Annotated in this window: 2 protein-coding genes and 1 pseudogene; all 3 read right to left on the bottom strand. The window is 67.5% G+C overall.

Annotation, left to right across the window (positions count from 1 at the left end; translation table 11 throughout):
- On the bottom strand, positions 1-447 hold a 447-nt coding region (locus tag AC1D1G_RS44895), incomplete at its 3' end, for a hypothetical protein (RefSeq protein ID WP_477956905.1).
- 74 nt (positions 448-521) lie between these two features.
- Positions 522-878 carry a DUF3846 domain-containing protein gene (locus AC1D1G_RS44890; RefSeq protein WP_477956904.1) on the bottom strand — a complete coding sequence of 119 codons (357 nt, stop codon included), beginning with the start codon at positions 876-878 and terminating at the stop codon, positions 522-524.
- 295 nt (positions 879-1,173) lie between these two features.
- Positions 1,174-1,752 (bottom strand): annotated as a pseudogene (locus AC1D1G_RS44885) (transposase); the annotation flags it as partial.

Raw genomic sequence — 1,752 nt, 5'->3', positions numbered from 1 at the left:
GCTCTCGGCAACCTCCACAGGCTCACCGTCCACGAACACCCACACGCTGGTCGGCCCATCAGGGTCGCGGACGACTACTGCCTCCACCGTCACGACTGCGCCGCCCTCGTCACCGTGTAACCGAGCGACTCCGCCAAACAGGTGCAGCAGATCATCCGCCGTAGGCAGGGCGGCCCGGTCCATCCGATCCCGGATCGCGTTGCACTCGTCCTTGTCCTCGCACATGCACTCGCTGTTGCGGGCACAGTCCTCGAGGCCGGAGTCCCGCCCGCAGCCGTCCACCGTCACCGGATCGATTACCCACCGATCGATGCCGTCCCAGTCGCGCATCAGGTAGACCCAGATCGATTCCTCGATGTAGTGGGTGCCGCGATTGAGGGCGCGCTCGCCCTGACACATGTAGACCTCGGCGGGGGTGGGGATATTCGGGTTCGTCGTCGTTGTCATCGTGGGGTTTCCTTCCTCAGTCAGTGGTTCACGGTGGGCGCGAACACCGCACCGGGCAGCCATCCTTCTGGGCGTCAGACAGGCCCACCATCGCTCCTTGCCGTCGTGGGCCGCCGAAACACCACGACACCGCACAACGGCTGCCAGATCGCCCCGTGAGCGCGCGCAATCGCCGTCGCCATCAGATTGATCTGGGCATCAGCCTGGATCGCGCCCTCGTCATCGACCCACATATCCAGCTCCCGGGTCAGCCGCACCACGTCGAACCAGCGGCACCCGATCGCGGACCGGATCGCCGCCCCGGTGCTCACCCGCACCCCGAGGTCGATCATCTCGGGACGCCCGTCCACACCGAACCGACGCCCCGGCGCCCGCGCCAACACCTCCCGATCAACCTCACCCTCCGCCACATCGGGATTGCTGGTAGTCACTGGCACAGACACCTCCGTAGCGATCGTGACCTTTGCACTCCCACAGTTGTTGCTCGTAGGCGTAGAGGGCGACCAGGGAGGCGGCGAAACCGACCGACTTGACGACACGCAGGCCCCGGTCACCAGAATGCGCAAGTTCATCCCGTAGTCACAGACCGCATCGGCGGACTCGACCGCCGCCAGGGACCGCGTCGATCTGCTCGGGCCTTTCGGCGCGGATTTGGCGGGCGCGCATAACGACCCCCTCCTAGAGCTCACGGCGGGCGCTGCCTCAGACATCCTAGGACCTCTGATGTCAAGCAGCGGGCAGGTCGGTTCGGTGCGACCATGCGGTGGTCTCGTCGTAGCGGGTGCGGGTCTTGAGGCACCCGTGCAGGATGCCGACGAGGCGGTTGGCGACCTGGCGCAGCACGGGGTTGTGGTCGAGCCCGCGGGCGCGCTGTCGGTCGTAGTAGGCGCGCGCCCCGGGCGAGGTCTGCAACGCCGATTGTGCCTGCAGCATGAGGGCGTCGACGAGCCGGTCGTTGTGCACGTATCTGGCGGCGACGAGCTTCCGTTTGCCCGAGGCGCGGGTGATCGGGCTGGTGCCGGCATAGTTCTTGCGGTTCTTTGCGGTGACGTAGCGGGTGGGGTCGTCACCGAACTCGGCGAGCACCCGGGCACCGAGGACCGTGGCCAGGCCGGGCTGGGCTGGGACAGCACGATCTCAGCGTCCGGGTGACGACGAAAATGGGCATCGAACTGCGCTTCGAGTGCGGTGATCTGCTCGTTGAGGGTGCCCAGCACGGCCACCGCGGCGCGCGTGGTGGCCGCATACTCGGCGGTGACCACCCCCGGCCGGCCGAGCTGTTCGGTGCGCAGCGCGGCCCGGATG

Source organism: Rhodococcus sp. P3_B8 (assembly GCF_056402775.1).
This window is presented reverse-complemented; position numbering and strand designations above follow the sequence as displayed.